At 72.9% G+C, this 22255-nt stretch carries 23 protein-coding genes; 6 read left to right on the top strand and 17 right to left on the bottom strand.

What is annotated here, in order from left to right:
- Positions 1 to 90: 90 nt before the first annotated feature.
- The 3 genes from FS793_RS10820 to FS793_RS16620 are packed head-to-tail and all read right to left on the bottom strand — an operon-like array spanning position 91 to position 2145.
- Positions 91 to 1008 carry an NADP-dependent oxidoreductase gene (locus tag FS793_RS10820; RefSeq protein ID WP_222123743.1) on the bottom strand — a complete coding sequence of 306 codons (918 nt, stop codon included), beginning with the start codon at positions 1006 to 1008 and terminating at the stop codon, positions 91 to 93.
- Positions 1009 to 1010: 2 nt separating this feature from the next.
- The gene (gene pheA, locus FS793_RS10815; RefSeq protein WP_260980127.1) at positions 1011 to 1931 is read right to left on the bottom strand and encodes a prephenate dehydratase; all 921 of its coding nucleotides are present in this window, start codon (positions 1929 to 1931) and stop codon (positions 1011 to 1013) included.
- Between the two features lie 28 nt (positions 1932 to 1959).
- Complete coding sequence (locus tag FS793_RS16620) at positions 1960 to 2145, bottom strand: hypothetical protein (protein WP_260980126.1); 186 nt, start codon at positions 2143 to 2145, stop codon at positions 1960 to 1962.
- A gap of 72 nt (positions 2146 to 2217) precedes the next feature.
- Between FS793_RS16620 and pgm the strand changes: the two genes are divergently transcribed.
- Entirely contained in the window at positions 2218 to 3849 is a 1632-nt protein-coding gene (gene pgm / locus FS793_RS10810) for a phosphoglucomutase (alpha-D-glucose-1,6-bisphosphate-dependent) (RefSeq protein ID WP_144720531.1), read from the top strand.
- 170 nt (positions 3850 to 4019) lie between these two features.
- Here pgm and FS793_RS10805 read toward each other — a convergent pair whose 3' ends face one another.
- From FS793_RS10805 to FS793_RS10795, 3 genes are read right to left on the bottom strand one after another with little or no spacing between them, the layout of a single operon-like run.
- Positions 4020 to 4349, bottom strand: coding sequence for a DMT family transporter (locus tag FS793_RS10805; protein ID WP_144720530.1), 330 nt, complete (start codon positions 4347 to 4349; stop codon positions 4020 to 4022).
- A complete protein-coding gene (locus FS793_RS10800) occupies positions 4349 to 4732 on the bottom strand; it encodes a DMT family transporter (RefSeq protein WP_144720529.1) in 384 nt (127 codons plus the stop codon). Before FS793_RS10800 ends, FS793_RS10805 begins: the two co-directional genes overlap by 1 nt.
- Positions 4729 to 5265 carry a TetR/AcrR family transcriptional regulator gene (locus FS793_RS10795; protein ID WP_144720528.1) on the bottom strand — a complete coding sequence of 179 codons (537 nt, stop codon included), beginning with the start codon at positions 5263 to 5265 and terminating at the stop codon, positions 4729 to 4731. The genes FS793_RS10800 and FS793_RS10795 overlap by 4 nt, the downstream gene beginning before the upstream one ends.
- A gap of 86 nt (positions 5266 to 5351) precedes the next feature.
- On the opposite strand from FS793_RS10795, the gene FS793_RS10790 reads away from it, so the two are divergent.
- Positions 5352 to 5858 (top strand): hypothetical protein, encoded by a 507-nt coding sequence (locus FS793_RS10790; protein WP_144720527.1) that lies wholly within the window; start codon positions 5352 to 5354, stop codon positions 5856 to 5858.
- Between the two features lie 7 nt (positions 5859 to 5865).
- On the opposite strand, the gene FS793_RS10785 is transcribed toward FS793_RS10790, so the two are convergent.
- The 3 genes from FS793_RS10785 to FS793_RS10775 all read right to left on the bottom strand — a co-directional run bounded on the left by FS793_RS10785 (position 5866) and on the right by FS793_RS10775 (position 8373).
- The gene (locus tag FS793_RS10785) at positions 5866 to 7062 is read right to left on the bottom strand and encodes a CapA family protein (protein ID WP_186329458.1); all 1197 of its coding nucleotides are present in this window, start codon (positions 7060 to 7062) and stop codon (positions 5866 to 5868) included.
- Between the two features lie 48 nt (positions 7063 to 7110).
- The gene (locus FS793_RS10780) at positions 7111 to 7458 is read right to left on the bottom strand and encodes a hypothetical protein (RefSeq protein ID WP_144720525.1); all 348 of its coding nucleotides are present in this window, start codon (positions 7456 to 7458) and stop codon (positions 7111 to 7113) included.
- A 117-nt stretch (positions 7459 to 7575) separates the two neighbouring features.
- Complete coding sequence (locus tag FS793_RS10775; protein ID WP_144720524.1) at positions 7576 to 8373, bottom strand: M15 family metallopeptidase; 798 nt, start codon at positions 8371 to 8373, stop codon at positions 7576 to 7578.
- A 169-nt stretch (positions 8374 to 8542) separates the two neighbouring features.
- On the opposite strand from FS793_RS10775, the gene FS793_RS10770 reads away from it, so the two are divergent.
- Positions 8543 to 10288 (top strand): MDR family MFS transporter, encoded by a 1746-nt coding sequence (locus FS793_RS10770; RefSeq protein WP_144720523.1) that lies wholly within the window; start codon positions 8543 to 8545, stop codon positions 10286 to 10288.
- 149 nt (positions 10289 to 10437) lie between these two features.
- The gene (locus FS793_RS10765) at positions 10438 to 11241 is read left to right on the top strand and encodes a TetR/AcrR family transcriptional regulator (RefSeq protein WP_144720522.1); all 804 of its coding nucleotides are present in this window, start codon (positions 10438 to 10440) and stop codon (positions 11239 to 11241) included.
- A 58-nt stretch (positions 11242 to 11299) separates the two neighbouring features.
- On the opposite strand, the gene FS793_RS10760 is transcribed toward FS793_RS10765, so the two are convergent.
- Both FS793_RS10760 and FS793_RS10755 read right to left on the bottom strand, forming a co-directional pair.
- Positions 11300 to 12151: an HpcH/HpaI aldolase/citrate lyase family protein gene (locus FS793_RS10760; protein ID WP_144720521.1), complete on the bottom strand. Its 852-nt coding sequence runs from the start codon at positions 12149 to 12151 to the stop codon at positions 11300 to 11302.
- 75 nt (positions 12152 to 12226) lie between these two features.
- Complete coding sequence (locus FS793_RS10755; RefSeq protein ID WP_144720520.1) at positions 12227 to 13393, bottom strand: FkbM family methyltransferase; 1167 nt, start codon at positions 13391 to 13393, stop codon at positions 12227 to 12229.
- Between the two features lie 47 nt (positions 13394 to 13440).
- On the opposite strand from FS793_RS10755, the gene FS793_RS10750 reads away from it, so the two are divergent.
- Positions 13441 to 13620 carry a hypothetical protein gene (locus tag FS793_RS10750; RefSeq protein WP_144720519.1) on the top strand — a complete coding sequence of 60 codons (180 nt, stop codon included), beginning with the start codon at positions 13441 to 13443 and terminating at the stop codon, positions 13618 to 13620.
- A gap of 42 nt (positions 13621 to 13662) precedes the next feature.
- On the opposite strand, the gene FS793_RS10745 is transcribed toward FS793_RS10750, so the two are convergent.
- From FS793_RS10745 to FS793_RS10720, 6 genes are all read right to left on the bottom strand, one after another.
- Positions 13663 to 14037, bottom strand: a complete 375-nt coding sequence (locus FS793_RS10745) for an RNA-binding S4 domain-containing protein (RefSeq protein ID WP_144720518.1) — start codon at positions 14035 to 14037, stop codon at positions 13663 to 13665.
- Positions 14038 to 14105: 68 nt separating this feature from the next.
- Positions 14106 to 16073 carry a DNA helicase RecQ gene (gene recQ, locus FS793_RS10740; protein ID WP_144720517.1) on the bottom strand — a complete coding sequence of 656 codons (1968 nt, stop codon included), beginning with the start codon at positions 16071 to 16073 and terminating at the stop codon, positions 14106 to 14108.
- Between the two features lie 85 nt (positions 16074 to 16158).
- Positions 16159 to 17298: a serine hydrolase domain-containing protein gene (locus FS793_RS10735; protein ID WP_144720516.1), complete on the bottom strand. Its 1140-nt coding sequence runs from the start codon at positions 17296 to 17298 to the stop codon at positions 16159 to 16161.
- A 38-nt stretch (positions 17299 to 17336) separates the two neighbouring features.
- Positions 17337 to 18104, bottom strand: a complete 768-nt coding sequence (locus FS793_RS10730) for an SDR family oxidoreductase (protein ID WP_144720515.1) — start codon at positions 18102 to 18104, stop codon at positions 17337 to 17339.
- Between the two features lie 99 nt (positions 18105 to 18203).
- A complete protein-coding gene (locus tag FS793_RS10725) occupies positions 18204 to 20171 on the bottom strand; it encodes a DEAD/DEAH box helicase (protein WP_260980125.1) in 1968 nt (655 codons plus the stop codon).
- 95 nt (positions 20172 to 20266) lie between these two features.
- Entirely contained in the window at positions 20267 to 20929 is a 663-nt protein-coding gene (locus FS793_RS10720; RefSeq protein WP_144720513.1) for a GntR family transcriptional regulator, read from the bottom strand.
- 210 nt (positions 20930 to 21139) lie between these two features.
- Between FS793_RS10720 and FS793_RS10715 the strand changes: the two genes are divergently transcribed.
- Positions 21140 to 22222, top strand: a complete 1083-nt coding sequence (locus FS793_RS10715; RefSeq protein ID WP_144720512.1) for a TRAP transporter substrate-binding protein — start codon at positions 21140 to 21142, stop codon at positions 22220 to 22222.
- Positions 22223 to 22255 lie beyond the last annotated feature (33 nt).

Genomic DNA, 22255 nt, shown 5'->3' with positions numbered 1-22255 from the left:
GCACGACGCGCCGTGAGAGCGACGGTACGCAGCGGCCCGCCGGCGTGCGCGGGGTTGCTCCTGCGCCCGCCGGTCGACTATCGCGGGGCCTCAGCGCGCCAGCAGGTCGACCACGAGCTTGCCGTGCACGTGCCCGCCCATGAGCACCCGGTAGGCGTCATGCGCGTCCTCGAGCCCTACGACGCCCGCGATCGGCACGTCGAGCGTGCCGTCGGCGGCCAGGGCCGCGAGCTCGGCGAGCGCCGCGCCGGTGCGACCCAGGTCGGTCGGCACGCCCGCCACGCCCGCGTGGCCCTTCACGGCGATGCCGACCATCCGCTCCTCTGGCACGCCGAGCGCCACCCCGGCATCGATGCCCGCGGTGCCGTGCGTCTCGAACACGGCGTCGACGCCGCCGAGCGCGCGCAGCCGATCGAGCATGCCGTCGCCGTACGGGATGGCCTCGACGCCGTAGGCCACGAGCCGGTCGTGGTTGCGAGGGTTCGCGGTGCCGACCACACGAGCGCCGCGCAGGCGCGCGAGCTGCACGGCGAGCACGCCGACGCCGCCCGCGGCGCCGTTGACGAGCACCGTGTCGCCGGCGCCGAGCGCGAGGCGATCGACGCCCGCCCACGCCGTGCGGCCCGCGACGACGAGGCAGGATGCGCGCAGGTCGTCGAGCCCGTCGGGCGTGCGCACGAGCGCCTCCGTCGCGACGTCGACGACCGTGCGATCCTGCATGGCCTTCGCGCGCGCCGAGCCGAACACGCGGTCGCCGATCGCGAGATGCGTCACGCCCTCGCCGACGGCATCCACGACGCCGGCGACGTCGTTGCCCACGCCCATGGGCGGCTGGAGCCCGCGGCTCGTCGCGGCAGGCGTGCCGGTGAAGATCTTCCAGTCGACGGGGTTCAGCGCAGCGGCGTGCACGCGCACGCGCACCTCGCCGGGGCTGGGCTCGGGATCCGGCTCCTCCACGACCTCGAGCACGGCGGGACCGCCGAACGTGCGATGCATGAGCCGGCGCACGGCTACGCCTCGGGCTCGCCAGAGAGGAGGCTGCGCAGCCAGTCGCGCGCCTCGACGAACGACGCATCCCCGTACCGCTCGTGCACGTCGGTCGACTCCGCATCCGCGCGGGCGTACGAGCCGAGGAACACGACCTTGGGGCTGAAGCGCTTGAGCCCCACCAGGGCGTCGGCGACGCGCTCGTCGGTCACGTGGCCGTCGAGGTCGAGCACGAAGCGGTAGCGACCGAGGCGGTCGCCGATGGGCCTGGACTGGATGAGCGACAGGTTCACGCCGCGCGTCGCGAACTGCTCGAGCATCTCGAGCAGCACGCCGGGGGCGTCGCTGGGCAGCTCGGCGATCACCGACGTCTTGTCGGCGCCCGTGCGTGCGGGCAGCGCGCCCGGCCGTCCGACGAGCGCGAACCTCGTGACGGCGTTCGGGTTGTCGATGACGTCGCGTGCGAGCACGGCGACGTCGACGTGGTCGGTGATCGACGGCGTCGACAGCGCCACCTGGCCCGGCTGCAGGTCGATGGCGGCCGTGACGTTCGACGACGCGGGGATGTGCTGGTGGCTCGGCAGGTGCTCGCCCAGCCACTGCAGGCACTGGCCGTAGGCGACGGGATGGGCGACGACGACGCGCGCATCGGCGATGCCCTGTCCCTGGGGCGCGACGAGCACGAACGACACCGGCACGAGGTGCTCCGACAGGATGCGCAGCCCCGGCGTGGTCGCGAGCGCATCCTGCGCCGCGGTCACGACGCCCTCGAGCGAGTTCTCGACCGCGATCATCGCCGCGTCCGACCGGCCCTCGGTCACGTCGCGCAGCGCCTCGCCGACGTTGGCGACGGGCGCGCGGTCGGCGACGTCGGCGCCGGGCACCTGCAGCAGCGCACGCTCCGTGAAGGTGCCAGCGGGGCCGAGGTACGAGTAGCGCGTCACGATGCCAGCGTATGGGGGCACGCGGGCCTCAGGGCTCGAGCGCGCTCTGGATGCCGAGCAGCACGAGCACGGCGACGCCCACCGCCACCACCACGCACACGAGCATGACGATGGCGAGACGGGCCGCGCGGCGCCCCGCCTCGTCTCGCGGCCTTCCCGGCGACGACCCCATCGCCTGCAGGAGCCCTGCGAGGAGGTCGACGATGAGGTGCACGCCCCGCAGCGTAGGCGCGCACCCTCCATGCAAGCCGGTGCCGCCGGCCACGCGCAGTGCCAGGATGAGGGCATGAGCAGAGCAGGCACCGTCGCACAGCCCTCCGACCTCATCGACGTCGCCGCCCTCGAGCGCGCGTACGTCGAGCTGGTGCCCGATGTCTCGAACCCCGACCAGCAGGTCGCGTTCGGCACGAGCGGCCACCGCGGCAGCGCGTTCGACACCGCGTTCAACGAGACGCACATCCTCGCCATCACGCAGGCGATCGTCGAGTACCGCGCGGCGCAGGGCATCACGGGCCCGCTCTACATCGGCCGCGACACGCATGCACTGTCGCTCCCCGCGGAGCGCTCGGCGCTCGAGGTGCTCGTCGCCAACGGCGTGCGGGTCGTCGCCGATGCGCGCGGCTCCGTCACGCCGACGCCCGCGGTGTCGCGAGCGATCATCGCCTACAACGCGGCGGGCAACGCCGACCAGGCCGACGGCATCGTCGTGACGCCGTCGCACAACCCGCCGCGCGACGGCGGCTTCAAGTACAACCCGCCGCACGGCGGCCCCGCCGACTCGGACGCGACGAGCTGGATCGCCGACCGCGCCAACGCGCTCATCGCCGCCGGACTCGAGGGCGTGCAGCGCACCGAGGTCGTGGGCGGCAGCGACGAGCGCGTCGAGCTCGTCGACTTCCGCGCCGACTACGTCGAGGCGCTCGGCAGCGTCATCGACTTCGACGCGATCCGCGCCGCGGGCCTGCGCATCGGCGCCGACCCGCTCGGCGGCGCCGCCGTCGAGTACTACGCGGCGATCGCGGAGCGCTACGACATCGACCTCACGGTCACGAACCCGGCCATCGACCCGACGTGGGCGTTCATGACGCTCGACTGGGACGAGAAGATCCGCATGGACTGCTCGAGCCCCAACGCCATGGCCTCGGTGCTCGCCCGCAAGGACGAGTTCGACATCCTCACGGGCAACGACGCCGACGCCGACCGCCACGGCATCGTGACGCCCGACGGCGGCCTCATGAACCCGAACCACTTCCTGGCCGTCGCGATCGAGTACCTCTTCACGCACCGCGCAGGCTGGCGAGCGGATGCGGCAATCGGCAAGACCCTCGTGTCGTCGTCGATGATCGACCGCGTCGCCGAGTCGCTCGGCCGCCGCCTGTGGGAGGTGCCGGTCGGCTTCAAGTGGTTCGTGCCGGGCCTCGTCGACGGCTCCGTCGGCTTCGGCGGCGAGGAGAGCGCCGGTGCGTCGTTCCTCACGGCCGACGGCACGGTGTGGACGACCGACAAGGACGGCATCCTGCTGTGCCTGCTCGCGTCCGAGATCCGCGCCGTCACGGGCAAGAGCCCGTCCCAGCTGTACGGCGAGCTCACGGCGCGCTTCGGCGCCCCCGTGTACGAGCGCGTGGATGCGCCCGCGACGCGAGAGCAGAAGGCGCGCCTGGGCAGGCTGACCGGCGACGCCGTGACGGCGACCGAGCTCGCGGGCGACGCGATCGTCGCGAGGATCGTCGAGGCACCCGGCAACGGCGCTCGCATCGGCGGCCTCAAGGTCGTCACCGACCGCGCCTGGTTCGCCGCGCGCCCGTCGGGCACCGAGGACGTCTACAAGATCTATGCCGAGTCGTTCGTCGGCGTCGACCACCTGCGTCAGGTGCAGGCCGAGGCGAAGGCGATCGTCGACGCCGCCCTCGCCGGCTGACGCGGCTGAGATCCTCCTCTCCCACCAGCTGGTCGAGGAGGCCCCGAGCGCAGCGAGGAGCCGTCACGAGACCCGCCGAGCCTCCCGACGGCTCCGAGCACTGGGAGCGACGGCGGGTCTCGTGACGCGGAGGCGCTGCGCGCCTGCGCTCCTCGACCAGCTGCGAGGGGTCAGTGCGCGGCGCCGAGCTCCACGAGCACGACGCCCGCGCCGATGAGCAGGATGCCGAGCGCCATGACGAGCGTGAGCGGCTCCTTGAACAGGATGCGGCTCAGCACGGCCGTGATGGCGACGCCGGCGGCGGCCCAGATGCCGTAGGCGACGCCCAGCGCCATGCCGAGCGAGAGCGCCACCGAGAGCATGAGGAATGCGAGCGCGTAGCCGACGACGACCGGCGCGTACCAGCGTCGCGACGGCGACTCCCCCGTCGTGGCCATGCGGAGCGACAGGGTCGCGGTGATCTCGAGCGCGATCGCGGCGGCGAGTGCGAGCCAGGCCATCAGCGGCTCCCCTCGGTCGTCGCGGGTGCGGTCGTCGCGGCGCGGCGGTGCGCTGCCTGCGAGCCGAGCTCGACGAGCAGCACGCCGCCGATGATGAGTGCGATGCCCACGCCCATGAGCGGCGTGAACGGCTCGCCGAACAGCGTCGTCGAGAGCGCGGCCGTGAGCGCGACGCCCGTCGCGCCCCAGATGCCGTACGCGACGCCGAGCGGCATCCCTGCGCGCAGCGCGCCGCCGAGGCCCGCGAACGCGCCGACGTAGCCGAGCACGACGACGGCGTAGAGCGCCGGCGACTCGAGCGCGCCCTTCAGCGAGAGCGATGCCGTGACCTCGAGCGCGATCGCGCCGGCGAGCAGCACCCAGCGCTGCACCACCGGCGTCATCGCGTCGCCGCCAGCAGCTCGTCGACGAGCGCCGCGAGCGCGCGCCGCTCGTCGACGGAGGGCGCGAGGGCCCCGGACGCGCAGGCGAACCACACGCCGTCGGCGAGCATCCGCGCCGCGAGGATGCGGGTGCGCAGCGCGGGCTCGACGTCGTCGAAGGTCGCGAAGATGCGGAAGCGATCGCTCCACCGTTCGACGAGGGCGTCGCGCAGTCGTGGGTCGGCGAAGGCGACGAGATCGCTCGCGTCGTGATCGTCCTCGAGCGCCCACCGGGCGTAGGCGGTCGCGAGCTCGACGGGCGTCGCCGCGGAGGGATCGGGCACGCGCAGCAGGATCTCCGCCTCGCATCGGTCGACGACGTGGTCGACCAGCGCGAGCATGAGGGCCTCCTTCGTCGGGAAGTGGTACATGAGGCCGGGCTTCGTGAGGCCGGCGGCGCGTGCCGCGGACTCGAGCGAGACGGCGTCGCCGTCGCGCAGGAGCGCGAGCGCGGCATCGAGCGCATCGATGCGGGAGGAGGTGCGGGTGCCCATGCGCATCACCATACCTTCCGGTTGGTAAAGCATCAACGGGAGGCAAGCGCCTTCCCTCGCATCGCGGACCGCGAGAGGCTGGCAGCATGCGCACCCTTCGAGCCCTCAGGGCGCTCGCCGCGCCCGCCCTCGCGATGGCAGCCCTCGCCGCCTGCTCCTCCGGCACGGCGCCGGAGCCCACGGCGTCGACCGCGCCGGCCCCGTCGGCGTCGCCGAGCCCGAGCAGCGAGCCGAGCGAGCCACCCGCCGCCTACGAGCCGCCCGGCGAGGTCGCGGGCGGCATCGCACGCGCCGACTTCTCGATCGTCGACGGCGTGCCGACCAACGCCTCGACCGCCCTCGGCCCGCTCGTCGCCGGGCAGACGTTCGTCGTCGAGGGGCAATGCGTCGGCGGCGAGCGCATGGACTTCCTCCTCGAACGAGCCATCGATGCCGAGCCCGATGCGCGCACCCTGATGGAGGGCACGTTCGAGTGCGGGGACGATCCGGACCAGGGCTTCTCGTACTCCCTGCCCTACGACGGCGTCGTGCAGCTCACGATCGCACCCGACGCCGACGTGACCGAGGCCTGGGCGGTCGTGCGCTCGATCTGAGCCCGCGCTAGGGCGTGATGCGCACGTCGGGGCCGAGCACGTCGGTGACGAACGCGATCCCCGACTCGACCGTGAGCTCGTTGCGCCACGCCGACCGCGTGAGCGGCTCGGCCGCATCCACGAGCGGGTACACCTGCAGGTTCACCCGGTCGATGAGCTGGTTCGACGCGAGCTGCTGGGGCGTCAGGTCGTAGTGCATGTAGATGGGGATCGCGCGCGGATCCTGCACCGTCACGGTGCCATCGGGATCGACGACGACGTCGATCTGCGCGATCGCCGCGAGGATGCGCGGGATCTCGATCTGCGTCGACAGGAAGTTGCCGACGGAGTAGTAGACGAAGGCCTGCGTGCCGTCGGCGCGCGTGATCCACGACGCCGGCTGCAGCACGTGCGGGCCGGTGCCCATGATGACGTCGGCGCCGAGGTCGGCGAGCCACTGCCCCTGCTCGACCTGCGCGGGATCCTCGGCGAGCGAGTACTCCGTGCCCCAATGCACCGACACGATCTGCACGTCGGACTGCTCGACGGCCTGCGCCATGAGCGACTCGACGAGCGCGGTGTCGCCGAGGCGGTTCAGGGCGAACGGCTCGTGCCCCTCGTTCGAGAGCTGCGTGAAGGCGAGGAAGGCGACGCGCACGCCGTCGACCTCGGCGATCGACACGGTCTGCTGCTCCTCCAGGCTGCGGTTCGCGCCGGCGATGAGCGTGGGCTGCAGCGCGTCCCACTGGGCGCGCGTGATGTCGATGCCCTCCTGGCCCCAGTCGGCGAGGTGGTTGTTCGCGAGGTTGATGGTGTCGCAGCCCGCGGCCGCCATGCCGGTCGTGAGCGCCGAGGGCGCGTTGAAGCGCGGGAAGAACGACACCCCCATCTCGTCGCCGGCGCTCGGCACCTCCTGGTCGCACATGACGAGGTCGGAGGCCGCCCAGCGCGGCGCGACCGCATCGGCGAAGTGCGCGAAGTCGTAGGTGCCGTCGGGCTGCTCGGCGTCGAACACGACCGAGTCGTGCGGCAGCCAGTCGCCGACGGCGCTCAGCGTGATCGTCGTCGGCTCGGGCGCCGGCTCGGGCGTCGGCGCGGGCGTCGACGACTCGGATGCGGTCGGCGCCGGCGAGGGGGCGCCGTCGTCGAGCGCGCCCTGGCAGCCGGCGAGCGCGAGGACGAGCACCGCGAGCGTCGCGGCGGCGGGCTTCAGCTGCGTGGGCACGCGCTCAGCCTGCCATGCGGGGGATGCGGCGATCCTGCGCGGTCGCGGCTACTGCATCGTCATGAGCGCGAACGCGACGATGCCCACGATCACGAGCACCACCACGCCGATCCACGTGAACGGGTTCTCGGCGTCGCCGTAGCCGCCGCCCGAGGACGAGTCGTGGTCGTACGAGCTGCGGCCGCTGCTCGACGCCCCCCACGACCATCCGCCACCGCTCGAGCCGCCGGAGCGCCTCGACGACGAGCCGAACGAGCCGCCGGAGCCCCGCGACGACGAGCCGAAGGAGCCACCGCTCGAGCGGCGGCCGCCGAACGAGCCGAACGAGCTGCTGCGGCCGCCGAACGAGCCGCCGCGCGACGATCGGCCGCCTCCGGACCGGTTGATCTTCGCCATGGCGACTCCCCTTCGTCGATGCGGATGCGAGCGACGCTAGTCGCGCGGCCTGGGCGTGCGCTCACCTGCAGGTGCGCGCGACCCGACCGTCGACGTGCGTCGAGGAGTCGGGGTCGATCAGCCGTAGTCGGGTGCCGCGGGCAGGGCGAGGTACTCCTCGAGCGTCGCGGCACCCGCCTGCGTCATCGCGGTCGCCAGCTCGACGCCGACGAATCGCAGGTGCCAGGGCTCGTACTCGTAGCCCGTGATGCCCTCGAGCCCGTTCGGGTAGCGCACGACGAATCCGTGCTGCCACGCGTTGGCCGCGAGCCACTGACCCGAGGGCGTGCTCGCGAAGGCGACGCTGAGGCGTGCGACGCCCGACGTGCCCACGACGTCGACCGCGAGGCCCGTCTGGTGCTCGCTGTGGCCAGGGCGCGCGCTCGTCGTGTCCGCCTCCGCCTGCCCGTACTGGTTGACGAAGCCCTGGTAGATCGTGGTCTGCGTGGCGTACGAGCGGTACGACGAGAAGACGAAGACGCCCTCGCCGATCGCCGCGCGCTGCGCCTGGTCGAGCGCGACGAGCGCCGCGTCGACCTCGGGTCGCACGAGCTCGTCGCCGTCCTGCGCGATCGAGACGGCCACGAGCTGCGGCGCGTAGTCGGGCGGGTTCAGCGGGCGTCGCTTGTTGACGATGACCTGCAGGCTCCCGCCCGAGTCGATGTCCCACTCGAGCGGCGCCGGCTCGGGCGTCGGCTCCGGCGTGGAGGTGGGGGTGGCCGACGGGGTCGCGCTCGGGCTCGGCGTCGGCGACGGCGACGGCGACGGATCGTCGCTCGGCGATGGGCTCGTCGAGGGCTCGGGATCGCCGGCGCAGGCGGAGAGCGCCAGGACGGCAGCGGCGGTCAGCACGGCGCGACGGGAGTAGCGGGGCACAGCCCAACCCTACGGTCGACAAAAGTTGCAGTCTCTGCAATAATCGATCCTTGCCGTCGCAGCGTCGAGACCGGCCGCACCACCATCACTCGTTCGTTGGAGCACCATGTCCTCTTCTCGCCCCTCGGCCTCCCAGGCCAAGGCCGCTGCGATCGCCGAAGCCGGCGGCATGACCCGCCGCGAGATCAACCTCGTCATCCTCGGCCTCATGGCCGCGATGTTCCTCTCGTCGCTCTCGCAGACGGTCGTCGGCACCGCCATGCGCACGATCGCCGACGACCTGCACGGCCTCAGCCTGCAGGCGTGGGTCACGACCGCGTTCCTCATCGTCTCCACGGTGATGACGCCCATCTACGGCAAGCTCTCCGACCTCTTCGGCCGCCGCCCGCTGTTCCTCATCGCGATCGTGCTGTTCCTCGTCGGATCCGTCGCATCGTCCTTCGCGCAGGACATGATCCAGCTCGCCGGATTCCGCGCCCTCCAGGGCCTCGGCGCCGGTGGCCTCATGTCGCTGCCGCTGACGATCATGGGCGACATCCTCGCTCCGCGCGAGCGAGCCAAGTACCAGGGCTACTTCCTTGCCGTGTTCGGCGTCTCGAGCCTCCTCGGGCCGCTCGTCGGCGGCCTGTTCGCCGGCGCCGACACGCTCGCGGGCATCGAGGGCTGGCGCTGGGTGTTCCTCTTCAACGTGCCGATCGGCATCGCCGCGCTCTTCATGGTCTTCCGCTTCCTGCACATCCCGGTGCTGCACCGACGCGTGCGCATCGACTGGTGGGGCGCCGCCGCGCTCGTGATGGGCGTCGTGCCGCTGCTGCTCGTCGCCGAGCAGGGACGCACGTGGGGCTGGGGCTCCGCCCTGGCGATCGCCTGCTACGTCACGGGCGTCGTCGGCATCGTGCTGTTCATCGTCATCGAGTCGCGCATGGGCGACGACGCGCTCATCCCGCTGTCGCTGTTCCGCTCGGCCACGTTCTCGATGGCGACCCTCATCGGCGTGCTGGTCGGCTTCGGCATGTTCGCGGGCATGATGGTGATCCCGCTCGTGCTGCAGATCGTGCACGGCATGACGCCGACCGAGGCGGGCCTCTCCACGCTGCCGATGATCCTCGGCCTCATGATCGCGTCGATCGGCTCGGGCCAGATCATCGCCCGCACCGGCCGCTACCGCATCTTCCCCATCGTGGGCACCGCGCTCATGGCGCTCGGCTACCTCATCCTGTCGCTCCAGCAGTACGACAGCCCGCTGTGGATGCTGCTCGCCGGCCAGCTCGTGCTCGGCCTCGGCCTCGGCCAGCTCATGCAGACCCTGACCATCGCCTCGCAGAACTCGGTGCAGCCCAAGGACATGGGCGTCGCGACGGCAGGTGCGACGTTCTTCCGGCAGCTTGGAGGCACCCTCGGCGTCGCCGTCGTGTTCTCGGTGCTGTTCTCGCGGGTCGTCGACACGATGGCCGCGTCGTTCCAGCGCTCCGATCTGCTCGCGAGCATGCAGGCGGCGCTGCAGGATCCGACGGTGCTCGCCGACCCGGCGAACCAGCGCATCATCGCCCTGCTGCAGGACCCCTCGGCGATCGGCAGCGCCTTCAGCGACGACTCGTCGTTCCTGAACGGCGCCGACCCTCGCCTGACGGCCCCGTTCCTCGACGGCTTCGCCACGGCGACCTCGACGGTGTTCCTCGTCGGCATGGCCGTCGTGCTCGTGGCCTTCGTGCTCACGCTCTTCTTCCGCACCCCGCCGCTGCGCCAGCGCTCGGCGATGGAGGAGGCGCTCGCCGAGAGGGCCGAGCTCGACCAGCTGGCTGCCGAGCAGACCGCGACCGGCTCGATCGGCGTGCCCGTCGTGGCGGCGCCGGACCGCGACGACGACGCCCGCACGGGCACTGGTCCGGGAGCGCACGCGCGCCGCGAGGAGTAGGCGGACGATGCCCAGGGGCGGATGCGGGAGACCGCATCCGCCCCTCTGCATCTGCTCGGGCGGCGACGGCGGGTGAGGAATCATAGTGCACGGGTGACGAGTCCGTGCAGAATCCTCACCTCCATGTCGCTGGAGAGTAGCCTGAACGCATGCCTGAAGGTGAGGCGGGCGTGCCCGCGCGTCGGCGCAAGCCGCGCATCCCCGCGAAGATCGCGCGCCAGCAGATGCTCGACGCCGGAGTCGCACTCGTCGAGCGATCGGGGCTGACCGTCGGGTTCGGCCACCTGCCGCTCGAGGAGATCATCGCCGAGGCCGGGGTCTCGCGCGCGAGCGCGTACCGGCAGTGGGGGTCGCACGAGTCGTACGTCGTCGACCTCATCGCCGAGATCTTCCGCCGGCCGCAGTACGGCCTCGGCTTCTCGCCGGGCACGACCGACTCCATCACGGCGGGTCTGCGCGAGCACGCAGCGCTGCTCGAGACCGTCGAGGGCCGCCACGCGGTCATGCGCGACATCATCCGCGTCGCCGCCGAGCGCAACTTCCGCGACCTGCTCGCCTCGCCGCAGTGGCACTCGTACGAGGCGCTCTACGCCGCCGCGGCCAGCCCCGGCGACCCCGCGAACGCAGCGGCACTCGAGGCGACGGCGCGCCAGGTCGAGCAGCACTTCATCGACACCAACGCCGGCTTCTACCAGGGCGCGCTCGGCATGCTCGGCCAGCGCTTCATCGCCCCCGCCACCGCGCGCACCGTCGCCGTCGCGACGCACATCGTGGTGAGCGGCTACGCCAACCGGGTGCGGGTCGACCCGTCCTTCGCCGACATGCGCGTCGACGGCCCCGCCCTCGACGGCACGATGACCAGCTGGCACCTCGTGGCGTGGCTCACGTACCAGGCGATCGTCGCATTCGTCGACGACGCGTCGGCGCCGGAGCCGGTCGCACCCGACGCCTGACCTCGAACGCGCGAGAGGCCCGCTGCCATCCGGCGGCGGGCCTCTCGTCGTCAGCGGCTCAGTAGCCCGAGTGCGACACCTCGGCCGCGGCGACCTCGATGCCGAAGTCCTCGGCCTGCTGCACGATCTTCTGCGCGCGGGCGAGGCGCGGCAGGTCGGAGCCGTCGGTGATCTTGCCGCCCGAGGCCTCGAAGGCGGTGATGAAGCCATGCGCCCACGCGATGTCGTCCTCGCTGGGGCTCAGGCCCTCGTTGATGGTCGCGGCGTGCGCGTGCGTGAGGCAGAGCTTGCCCGACATGCCCATCTCCTTGGCGTGCGCCGTGCCGGCCGGCAGCTTCGCGAGGTCGAGCGTGGGGCCGTCGATCGGCGCGGGCAGGCGCGCGGCACGCGAGGCGATGACGAGCTGCGAGCGCGCGTAGGCGAGCGCGAGCGGGTCCTCGCCCGTCGCGGTGTCGCGCTTGAAGTCGCCGGTGCCGAACGCGATGCGGAACGTCGACGGCGCGTTCGCGATGCGCTCGACCTGCTGCACGCCGCGCGCGGTCTCGACGAGGGCGAGGATGCGCACGCCGTCGGGCAGGCGATCCGCCGTGTCGTCGATGTGGCTCGACGACTCCGACTTCGCGAGCATGACGCCCTCGAGGCCCTCCGCCTTCTTGAGCGCGGCGCAGTCGTCGCTCCAGAAGTCGCTCGACGCGTCGTTGATGCGCACCCAGGCGCGGTGGCCCGAGTTCAGCCACGCGAGCGTGTCCTTGCGCGCCTGCTTCTTGTCGTTGGCGGCGACGGCGTCTTCCATGTCGATGATGATCGCGTCGGCGTCGGACGCCTGCGCGATCTCGAAGAGCTCGGGGTGGGATGCCGGCACGAGCAGCCAGGAACGGGCGATCTGGGGGGAGACAGGGCGTCGGCTCACGATGCTCGAGCCTATCGAGATGCGTGCACGCGCCGCGCGTTGCGGTCGTATCGGTCGCGAGGCCGGGCGCGTCGCTCAGCGACGACGGCGCACGCGCCCCGCCAGGGCGCGCAGCGGCCGCGTGACGCGCCACGAGCTGCTCGCGCGCATCGCGTCGCGCTCCGCGACCGCCGCGTCGCGGTCGGCCACGAGCCCATCGTGAGCGGCGAGCGCATCCTCCGCGAGCGCCGCGTGATGGTCGCGGTCGGCGGCGAGCGCGTCGCGGTGATCGCCGACGTGCCCCAGCTGCTCCTCGAGGCGCGCGAGCTGGTCGCGCATCCACGTCGCATGCTCGGCTGCGAACCCTGCGTTGACGTGCAGCGCCTGCTCGACCGCCGAGAGCTCGGCGGCTCGACTGCGTACATGCCCGACGACCGCCTCGCGACGGGCGACGAGGTCGACGGCCGACGGCAGCGGCCCGAAGCCGACGCCGACCAGCGCGAGATCCTGCGCATGCAGCCACCCCGTCGCCAGCAGCGCCTCGAGCTCGTCGGCCGACATGGCCGGCACGGCCACGAGGGCGTCCGTGGCGAGGTCGAGGGCTGCGACGTCGAACCGGGCGAGCAGCGCGACCTGCTCGTCGATCGACATGTGGACGGTCTCGAGCATGATCGCCCAGCCGTCGCGGGCGAGCAGCGATGCTGCGCCCGCGAGCACCGACGCCTCCGCACCCTCGACGTCGACCTTCACGAGCACGTGCGCGTCGGCGGCGGCCCCGTGCGCGGCGAGCTGCGCATCGATCGTCGTCGCGCGCACCTCCACCTCCTCGACCCGGTGCTCGGCGCCGTCGCGGCGCTGACCCACGAGCCCCGACGTGCCCGACCACTCGGTGTCGATGGCGAAGACGAGCGTCGCGCCGTCCTCGTCGGACATCGCGAGCGGATGCACGGGATGGTCGAGACCGGCCTCGGCGATCGACCGGCGCAGGTACGGCAGCACGCGCGGGTTGGGCTCGAAGCCTGCGACGATCGGCACCGACGACAGGTCGACGCCCAGCAGCATCTCGCCGTAGTTCACGCCGACGTCGAAGACGACGTCCCACGAGCGAGCGGCGACGAGCGCCCGCCACAGCCGCATCGAGCCCTCGTTGACGTCGCCCGAGCGCGCCCGCAGCTCGGCGCCGCGCGCGTCGGCCGGGTCGACGTGCAGTCGTCGACCGAGGTGGTTGACGACCGCATCGGCGGACTCCGAGGCTTCCGGCATGTGGCGATGCTAGCCCTGCCCCGTCGCGGGGCCGGTACCGTGGCGGCATGATCCTCGTCGCCGTCGCGCTGGGCGCCGTCGTGCTGCTGCTCGGCGCGGCCGTCGCCATCGTGGGCGCCCGGCGACGCCAGGGACGCGTCGTCGCGCTCGGCCTCGTCGGCGTCGTGCTGGGCCTCGCGGTGCTGCTGCCCGCGGCCATCACCGGCGCAGGGCTCGCGGCCTCGTAGGCGCTCGGCGTCGGCGCCCGCACTGCCGTGCGTCCGCGCCGATCAGTGCGGGTCGCGCCCGCGCAGGCGATCGAGCTCGCGACGGTCGCGCTTCGTCGGCCGCCCGGCGCCGCGGTCGCGGATCGGCACCAGCTGCGCCTCCATCGGCGTCGGCCGCGCCGGCGTGCGATCCTCGTAGGCCTTCGCGGCGAGCTCGGCACCCACGCGCTTCGCGAGCAGCTCGCGCACCATGAGGATGCGGTCGAAGCCGTGCAGGCGCACGCGCACCTCGTCGCCGACCTTGAGCGCCTGCGCCGCCTTCGCCGGCTGCCCGTTCACGCGCACGTGACCCGCTCGGCACGCAGCGGTCGCGGCCGACCGCGTCTTGGTGCAGCGCACGGCCCACACCCAGACGTCGACGCGCAGCGAGTCCGCCATCCACGCTCCATGGAGTTGAGGGGAGCGGCCCGATGCGATGTCGATTCGGGCCGAAGTCCTCAACTCTGTCACGCGGTGGCGACGACCTCCAGCACGGCGGTGCCATAGCGCTCGAGCTTCGCGTCGCCGACCCCCGAGACGCCGCGCAGCGCACCCTCGTCGCCCGGCCGCGTCGCGGCGATGCCCGCGAGCGTCGCATCCGAGAACACGACGTACGCCGGCACGCCCTGCTCCTTCGCGACCTCGCTGCGCCACGCGCGCAGCCGCTGGTAGACCGCCTGCTGCGCGTCGTCGAGCGCGATCGGCGCGGCCTTCGCCTTCGCCGAGCGCCGCACGCGCTCCTGCTCGCGCCGCAGCCGCACCTCGCGGCGGCCGCCGAGCACGTCGCCCGCGGCCTCGGTGATCGCGAGCACGCCGTACTCGCCCTGCACCTCGAGCATCCCCTGCGCGAGCAGCTGCCGCACAACGCCGCGCCACTCCTGGTCGCTCAGCTCGCCGCCGATGCCGTACGTGGACAGGCGATCGTGGCCGAGGCGACGGATGCGCTCGGTGTCCTTGCCGAGCAGGATGTCGACGAGGTGCCCGGCGCCGTACTGCTGCCGGTGCTCGCGCTGCAGGCGCACGATCGTCGACAGCAGCTTCTGCGCGGGCACGGTGCCGTCGAGCGTCTCGGGCGGCGCGAGGCACGTGTCGCAGTTGCCGCAGGGCTCGCTCGGCTGGCCGAAGTAGCCGAGCAGCTGCACGCGGCGGCACTCGACCGTCTCGCACAGCGCGAGCATCGCGTCGAGGTGCAGCGTCTGCGCGCGCTTGCGCTGCCGGTCGCCGTCGCCCTCGTCGATCATGCGGCGCTGCTGCACGACGTCCTGCAGCCCGTAGGCGAGCCACGCCGTCGACGGCTCGCCGTCGCGGCCCGCGCGACCCGTCTCCTGGTAGTAGCCCTCGACCGACTTCGGCAGGTCCATGTGCGCCACGAAGCGCACGTCGGGCTTGTCGATGCCCATGCCGAACGCGACGGTCGCGCACATGACGACCCCGTCCTCCCGCAGGAAGCGCGACTGGTTGCGCGACCGCGTGCCCGCGTCGAGGCCCGCGTGGTACGGCAGCGCCTCGATCCCCTGCTGGGCGAGCCACGTCGCCGTCTGCTCCACGCTCTTGCGCGAGAGGCAGTAGACGATCGCCGCCTCGCCCGGGTGCTCCTCGCGCAGGATGCGCAGCAGCTGGCCGCGTGCATCCTGCTTGGGGGCGATGCGGTACTGGATGTTGGGCCGGTCGAAGCTCGACACGAACACCCGCGCGCGCTGCAGGTCGAGGCGCTCGGCGATCTCGGCGCGCGTCTCGACCGTCGCCGTCGCCGTCAGCGCGATGCGCGGGATGCTCGGCCACCGCTCGTGCAGGATGGACAGCTGCAGGTAGTCGGGGCGGAAGTCGTGGCCCCACTGGCTCACGCAGTGCGCCTCGTCGATCGCGAAGAGCGCGATCGGCGCGCGGTCGAGCAGGTCGCCGACGACGGGCAGCCGCTCGGGCGCGAGGTAGAGCAGGTCGAGCTCGCCCGCGAGCAGGTCGCGCTCGACGGCGCGACGCTCGTCGACCGACTGCGTCGAGTTGAGGTAGGCCGCGCGCACGCCCAGCTGCAGCAGCGCATCCACCTGGTCGTGCATGAGCGCGATGAGCGGGCTCACGACGACGCCGGTGCCCTCGCGCACGAGCGACGGCACCTGGTAGCAGAGGCTCTTGCCACCGCCAGTGGGCATGAGCACGATCGCGTCGTCGCCGCGCACGAGCGTGTCGATGATCTCGGCCTGGCTGTCGCGGAAGGCGTCGTAGCCCCACACGCTGCGCAGCGCGTCGAGCGGCGTCTCGGGACGCGGGCGCGGCGGTGCGGCGACGGCGGTCGTCGCGTGGACCTGCGCCGCGACCGACGCCGGCACGGGCGCGCCGTCGGCGTCGTCGGGCGGCAGCCAGCCGTCGTCCTCAGGCGGCGCCCACTCGTCGGGGGGCACCCAGTCGTCGGGAGATCCCCACTGCGCGTCGCTCATCGCATCCAGCCTACGAGCCACCACCGCACGCCGCGCCGCACGGTGGATGCGCAGGGCCGGGCTGCGCCTGTGGAGACCGCGATCGTCAGGCGAGCGCAGCGTCGCGGCGCGCGACCTCGGCGAGCACGTCGCCGAGGATGCCGAAGTCCTCCGGACCGGCGAGCTCGAGCTGCGTCAGCCAGATGCCGATCGTGCCGTGCGGGTACAGGTAGGCCGCGGTGCCCCACGAGCCGATCCACCCGAAGCGGCCGAGCGCGTGGAAGGGCTCGGACTCCTGCACGTCGACCGCGCCGCCGACGCCCCAGGCCTGATCGTCGAGGAAGGGATTGCCGGGCTCGGCGGTCGCGAGCGGCGAGCGCATGGTGCGCACCGACGCCGTCGACAGCACGCGGACGCCGTCGAGCTCGCCGCCGGCCGCGAGCATGCGCCAGAAGCGCAGCAGGTCGGGCGCCGTCGACAGCAGGCCGCCCGCACCGGAGGGGAACACGGGCGGGTCGTCGAGCTGCGCCTGCGCCGCATCGACGGGCACGACGCCGTCGTCGGACCGCCGATAGGCCGCCGCGGTGCGCTCGACCTGGTCGCCGCGCAGCGCGAATCCCGTGTCGTGCATGCCGAGCGGCTCGAGCAGCACCTCGTCGAGCAGCGCTGGCAGCGGCGTGCACATGGCGCGGGCGAGCAGCACGCCGAGCACGTCCATGCCCGTGTTGTACGTCCATCCCTCCCCCGGCTGGTGACCGAGCGGCAGGGTGCCGACGCGGCGCAGCAGCTCGTCGGGCTCGGGGCGCGTCCGCGCATCCCCGCCCTGCCCCAGCCGCTCGGCGTGCGCGGCCATGAGCGGCGCCGAGAAGTCGCCCACGAGGCCGATGCCCGACTGCGACGTCAGCAGGTGCTGCACCGTGATGGGCTGCGCGAGCGGCACCGTCTCGTCGAGCTCGGCGGAGGGATGTCGCAACACGCGCATGTCGGCGAGCTCGGGCAGCCACCTGCTCGCCTCGTCGGCGGGATGCACGAGGCCGCGCTCGACGATCGCGAGCGCGAGGGCGCCGAGAATGGGCTTGGTGACGGATGCGGTGCGCACGACGGTGTCGAGCGTCATGGGTGCGCCGACCGGATCGCGCACGCCCGCGGTGGCGACGTCGACGTCGTCGCCCTGCGCGACGAGCGCGACGACGCCCGGCACGCCCTTCGCGACGGCTTCGTCGGCGAGCTGCTGCAGCGTTGGCATGGCGTCAGGCTAGCCGCGCGGCCAGGCGCGCCGCGCGGTCAGCGCGCGGAGCGAGCGAGCCACTCCTCGAACGACACGCGGCCCACGTGGCCGTCGGTCGGCAGCAGGTTCCTGCCCTCGCGGAAGAACGTGAGCAGCGATGGCGGGAACGGGCCGTTCACGATGAGGCCGCGCGCATGCGTCGCCTGCTGCCACGCCTTGGCGAGGTCGCGGGAGACTCGCACGCGCGGTCCGCCGATCTCGACGAACGATGCGCCCGACGGCTCGACGGCCTCGTGCGCGAGCAGCTCGGCGACCTCGTCGGGATCGACGGTCTGGAAGCGCGCACCGAGGAACACGGGGATGACGCCGAGCGGCTTCGCCTGCTCGAAGAACGTGACGGGGAAGTCGTGGAACTGCGTCGCCCGCACGATCGTCGCGTCGAGGCGCGACGACAGGTAGCGGTGCTCCTGGTCGACCTTGCGCTGGTGGTACTGGAACGTCGAGTGCTCGGCGCCGACGATCGACAGCACGATCGCGCGCTCGACGCCTGCCGCCTCCGCCGCGGCGATGAGGTGGCGCGCGCCGAGCGTGAAGATGCGGGTGTCGAGCGGGTTCGCCGTGTTCGTGCAGTCGACGAGCACGTCGACCTCGTCGAGCGCCGACTCGAGGCCGTCGCCCGTCAGCAGGTCGGCCTTCGCGCCCGGAGCGCCGTGGACGTCCTTGCCGCTGCGAGACACCGCGACGACGTCGTGGCCCTGCCGTTGCACCTGCGCGACCACCCTCGCGCCCGCGTTGCCCGTGCCCCCGAAGACTGCGATGCGCATGTCCGTCAGGCTACGCCGGTGCTCCGTGCGCTTCCAGGCGACGGCGGCGCGTCGCGCAGACGCATGGCCGATGCGTAGGTGTCCGCGCGCGGGCGCGCGTCAGCGGCGGGGCAGCACCCCGACGATGCTCAGCACGTCGTCAGCCGGGCCGACGGGCACCATCGGCGCCTCGATCTCGGCGCGCTCGAGCAGCTGCTGCATGCGGTCGCGGCGCGAGCGCGCGATGACCGTCACCACCGTGCCGCGACGGCCCGCACGGCCGGTGCGCCCCGAGCGATGCATGTACGTCTTGTGCTCGTCCGGCGGATCGGCCTGCACGACGAGGCCCACCGAGTCGATGTGGATGCCGCGGGCGGCGACGTCGGTCGCGACGAGCACGTCGATGCTGCCCTTCTGCAGCATGTCGAGGTTGCGCTGCCTGCGCGCCTGCGTGAGGTCGCCGTGGAGGCTCGCGGCGAGGATGCCTGCCTCCACCATCTGCTGCGCGAGCCGCTCGGCATACACGCGGGTGCGGGCGAAGACGACGACGGGGCCCTCGGCGAGCGCGAGCTGCTCGAGCACCGCGTCCTTGTCGTACCGGTCGACGACGAGCACATGGTGGTCGATCGTGCCCGACGCCTGGTCCTCGCCCTCGACCTCGAGCACGGCGGGGTCGCGCAGGAACTCCTTCGCGAGCGCCGACACCTCCTGGTCGAGCGTCGCCGAGAACAGCAGCTTCTGGCTGTCGGGGCGCGTGCGGCGCAGCAGGCGCTGCACGGGCTCGAGGAAGCCGAGCTCGCACATGTGGTCGGCCTCGTCGAGCACCGCGATCTCGACGCGTCCGAGGTTGAGGATGCCCTGCTCGACGAGGTCCTCGATGCGACCGGGGGTGCCGATGAGGATGTCGACGCCGCGCTCGAGCGCCTTCTCCTGCGGTCCCTGGCGCACGCCGCCGACGATCGTGGTGGTGAAGATGCCGACGGCCTTGCCGATGGACTGCGTCACCTGGTCGATCTGCATCGCGAGCTCGCGCGTCGGCGCGAGCACGAGGGCGCGCGGCGGACGGCCCACGGTGCGGCCGCCGTCGGGACGCGTGCGCAGCAGGTGCTCGACGATGGGGGCGACGAACGCGATGGTCTTGCCGGAGCCGGTGCGACCGCGGCCGAGCACGTCGCGACCGGCGATCGCCTCGGGGATCGCGGCGGCCTGGATCGGGAAGGGCGCGGTGGCGCCGAGCCCGCCGAGCGCGCCGACGATGCCGGCGCCGAGGCCGAGGTCGTCGAAGCCGATGCCCTCGACGGCCTGCGACACCGCCGTGGCGGCGAGGCGGTCGTGCACGACGTCGTCGGATGCGCCGGGCTGCGCCGCGCGCGACGGGTAGTAGGTGGAGTCGACGCGGCCGTCGGGGCGCGCACGATCGATGCGCGGCGCGGCCTGGTCGCGGCTGCGGTCCTCTCGGGCGCGGTGCTGCGCCGTGCGGTCGTCGCGGCGCGAGCGGTCGTCGGCGCGGGCGCGGTCGTCGAGGCGGTCGCGATCGCCGCCGACCGACCGACCGACGGGGCGCTGGCGCTGGTCGCCGCGATCGTCACGACGCGCGCCGCCCTTGCCCGACTTCAGGTCGCGGTAGGAGGTGCCGGCCTCGGGCCCGCGCGGCTGCTGCGCACGGTCGCGAGCGCGGTCGCGGATGGGGTCGCGGCCCGCTGCGCGGCGCTCGACGGCGGCCCGACGCGCCTCGCGGTCGCCGCGCGGTGCCGCGTGACCGTGGCGCTCGCCGCCACGGCCGGCCCCGCGCCCGCCTGCGTCGCGGTCGTCGCGTCCGCCACGCCCGCGGTCGTCGCGTCCGCCGCGGTCCGAGCGGTCGCCGTAGCCGCGCTGCTCGTCGCGGTCGACGTTGCGCTGCCAGCGCGAGGGCTTCTCGCGCGGCTCCCAGCTAGGACGCGATGGGTCGCGCTCGTCGCGCTGACGACCACCGGCCGCGCGGCCCGTCGCGGGTCGGCCGGTGCCTGGCCGTCCACCGGATCGACCGCGACCGGATCGGTCGTCGGCGCCGCCGCGGCGACGGTCGGGCTCACGCTGCGGACGCGGCATGGTGCTCGCTCTCGTCTCGAGTCGCGCAGCACGGGATGCCGCGTGCGCGTAGGGCATCCACGCTACGGCATGCACTCACGCCGGCTCCCCTGGCGTCAGCGGCCCTCGCGCACGATCGCGAGGCGGCGGGCGAGCTCGGTCGACGGCGAGAAGTGGCGATCCATCACCTCGCCGACGCCCTCGACGTCGCGGGCGCGCATGCGGGCGATGAGCTCGCGGTGCTGCTCGTCTCGGCGGTGGAAGTCGTTGTCGTCGGCACGCAGCGCGGCCGCGAAGTAGAAGCGGCTCACGCGACGCAGGCCCGTGAGGATGCCGATGAGGTTCGGCATGCGCGTCGCACCGATGATGACCATGTGGAACTCCTGGTTGAGCTCCGCCCACGCCTTCGGCTCGTGCGCCTTCCGCATGGCGGCATCGAGCTCCTCGAGCCTGCGCAGCTCGTCGTCGCTGATGTGCGGCGTCGCGCGGCGGGCCGCGAGCGGCTCGAGCATGATGCGCAGGTCGTTGATCTCGGTGGCCTCGGCGACGTCGAGGTCGCGCACCGTGACGGGCTTGTGGGTCTCGGCGACGATGAGGCCGTCGGCGACGAGGTCGCGCATCGCCTCGCGCACGGGCGTGACGGAGACGCCGAGCCGCGTCGCGATCTCGGTCTGCACCAGTCGGGCTCCCGGCTGATGCACGCCGTCGTAGATCTCACGGCGCAGACGGGCGAGCACCCATTCGTGCGTCGTCTGCCGCGCGTCGGCTCGACCGTCCATGCGTCCTCCTCTGCGAGTCACCGCATCCTATAGAACACCCTGCAGCCGTCCCCTGGATGCGGCATCCTGGCGCGTCGGCCGCGATCGATCGAGGCCGATGGATCTCCGTCATGAAGCGTTTCCCAGCGGAAACACGAGCGAAACACGTGTCGTCCTACATTCTATAGAACTCACTCCGCCGCGTCCCGCGGCCAGCACCCAAGGACACACATGCGCACTCCCCGACACCTCGTGACCGGCCTCGCCGGCGCGCTCGTCGCCATCGTCGCCCTCTCCGGCTGCTCCGCGGATGCGGGCGCCGACGGCGCGATCGAGCTCACGAGCAACGACTGGAATCCGCCCGCCCACCCGTTCAACGCCGACGGCTGGGAGCCGTTCGCCGAGGACGTCGCCGCCGCGACCGACGGCGCCGTCACCATCACGCACTACCCGAGCGAGGGCCTCGGCCCCGTCGCCGACACCCTCACCATGCTCGAGAACGGCACGACCGACATGGCCTCGACGGTCGTCGCGTACCACCCGGCCGAGCTGCCCCTCGCGCAGATCAGCGCCGCCATGGCGTGGGAGGACGCCGCCCTCGGCGCCCAGGCCATGTGGGAGCTGTGCCAGCAGGACCCGTTCCGCTCCGAGCTGCTGGCCGCCGGCATCGTGCCCATCATGTGCACCTCGGTGTCGGGCTACGAGCTGTTCACGAACGACGCCGAGATCGACGCCGTGCCCGACGCGTTCGGCGGCCGCCTCGTGCGCGCCACCGGCATCCAGGGCCTCATCGTCGACGCGCTCGGCGCCACGCCCACGTCGGACTCGTCGACCGAGATCTACCTGCGCATGGAGCAGGGCTCGATCGACGGCACGACCGCCGGCTGGTACACGATGCCCGCGCTCTCGCTCGACGAGGTCACGAACCACGCCACCGACGGCCTCGACAGCTGGAGCGCCGGCCTCGTCGTCTTCGGCATGTCGGTCGAGCGGTGGGAGTCGCTCGACGAGGACACCCGCGACGTCTTCCGCGACCTCGGCCGCGAGTACTCGCTGCGCGTCGCCCAGGGCATCGACGTGATGGACGACGAGGCCTTCGAGGCAGCGCAGGCCGAGATGGCGATCTACGAGGTGTCCGACGAGGAGCGCGAGGCCGTGCGCGCCGTCGTGCAGACCGTCATCGACGAGTGGGTCGCCACGACCGGCTCGACGCTCGGCCTCGAGGCCGAGGCGCAGGCCGCGGCCGACGTGCTCGCGTCGCTCGTCGACATCGAGCCGCTGCCCGTCGACGAGTGGACGCCGTCGACCTACTAGGTCGACCGCATCCACCCGACCCTGAGATGAAGG

The sequence above is a fragment of the Agrococcus jejuensis genome, assembly GCF_007679035.1.
GTDB classification, from domain to species: domain Bacteria; phylum Actinomycetota; class Actinomycetes; order Actinomycetales; family Microbacteriaceae; genus Agrococcus; species Agrococcus jejuensis_A.
This window is presented reverse-complemented; position numbering and strand designations above follow the sequence as displayed.

What these genes read in the sequence shown, in the direction of transcription:
- pgm (WP_144720531.1), top strand. Translation starts at nt 2,218, where the DNA reads ATGAGCAGAGCAGGCACCGTCGCACAGCCCTCCGACCTCATCGACGTC.
- FS793_RS10805 (WP_144720530.1), bottom strand. Translation starts at nt 4,349, where the DNA reads ATGGCCTGGCTCGCACTCGCCGCCGCGATCGCGCTCGAGATCACCGCG.
- FS793_RS10800 (WP_144720529.1), bottom strand. Translation starts at nt 4,732, where the DNA reads ATGACGCCGGTGGTGCAGCGCTGGGTGCTGCTCGCCGGCGCGATCGCG.
- FS793_RS10795 (WP_144720528.1), bottom strand. Translation starts at nt 5,265, where the DNA reads ATGGGCACCCGCACCTCCTCCCGCATCGATGCGCTCGATGCCGCGCTC.
- FS793_RS10790 (WP_144720527.1), top strand. Translation starts at nt 5,352, where the DNA reads ATGCGCACCCTTCGAGCCCTCAGGGCGCTCGCCGCGCCCGCCCTCGCG.
- FS793_RS10780 (WP_144720525.1), bottom strand. Translation starts at nt 7,458, where the DNA reads ATGGCGAAGATCAACCGGTCCGGAGGCGGCCGATCGTCGCGCGGCGGC.
- FS793_RS10770 (WP_144720523.1), top strand. Translation starts at nt 8,543, where the DNA reads ATGACCCGCCGCGAGATCAACCTCGTCATCCTCGGCCTCATGGCCGCG.
- FS793_RS10765 (WP_144720522.1), top strand. Translation starts at nt 10,438, where the DNA reads ATGCCTGAAGGTGAGGCGGGCGTGCCCGCGCGTCGGCGCAAGCCGCGC.
- FS793_RS10755 (WP_144720520.1), bottom strand. Translation starts at nt 13,393, where the DNA reads ATGCCGGAAGCCTCGGAGTCCGCCGATGCGGTCGTCAACCACCTCGGT.
- FS793_RS10750 (WP_144720519.1), top strand. Translation starts at nt 13,441, where the DNA reads ATGATCCTCGTCGCCGTCGCGCTGGGCGCCGTCGTGCTGCTGCTCGGC.
- FS793_RS10745 (WP_144720518.1), bottom strand. Translation starts at nt 14,037, where the DNA reads ATGGCGGACTCGCTGCGCGTCGACGTCTGGGTGTGGGCCGTGCGCTGC.
- recQ (WP_144720517.1), bottom strand. Translation starts at nt 16,073, where the DNA reads ATGAGCGACGCGCAGTGGGGATCTCCCGACGACTGGGTGCCCCCCGAC.
- FS793_RS10735 (WP_144720516.1), bottom strand. Translation starts at nt 17,298, where the DNA reads ATGCCAACGCTGCAGCAGCTCGCCGACGAAGCCGTCGCGAAGGGCGTG.
- FS793_RS10730 (WP_144720515.1), bottom strand. Translation starts at nt 18,104, where the DNA reads ATGCGCATCGCAGTCTTCGGGGGCACGGGCAACGCGGGCGCGAGGGTG.
- FS793_RS10725 (WP_260980125.1), bottom strand. Translation starts at nt 20,171, where the DNA reads ATGCCGCGTCCGCAGCGTGAGCCCGACCGTCGCCGCGGCGGCGCCGAC.
- FS793_RS10720 (WP_144720513.1), bottom strand. Translation starts at nt 20,929, where the DNA reads ATGGACGGTCGAGCCGACGCGCGGCAGACGACGCACGAATGGGTGCTC.
- FS793_RS10715 (WP_144720512.1), top strand. Translation starts at nt 21,140, where the DNA reads ATGCGCACTCCCCGACACCTCGTGACCGGCCTCGCCGGCGCGCTCGTC.